The following is a 313-nucleotide window of genomic DNA, read 5'->3' on the forward strand; positions in this document are numbered from 1 at the left end:
CTGCGGCCGATTAGGTAGACGGTGGGGTAACGGCCCACCGTGCCGATAATCGGTACAGGTTGTGAGAGCAAGAGCCTGGAGACGGAATCTGAGACAAGATTCCGGGCCCTACGGGGCGCAGCAGGCGCGAAACCTTTACACTGCACGACAGTGCGATAGGGGAACTCCGAGTGCGAGGGCATACAACGCCCTCGCTTTTCTGCACCGTAAGGTGGTACAGGAACAAGTGCTGGGCAAGACCGGTGCCAGCCGCCGCGGTAATACCGGCAGCACGAGTGATGGCCGATTTTATTGGGCCTAAAGCGTCCGTAGC

Annotated in this window: 1 rRNA gene; it reads left to right on the top strand. The window is 59.7% G+C overall.

Annotated elements, in window-relative coordinates:
* Nucleotides 1-313, top strand: a 16S ribosomal RNA gene (locus AB2U09_RS00080); the annotation flags it as partial.

The organism is Halosimplex yunnanense, assembly GCF_054504345.1.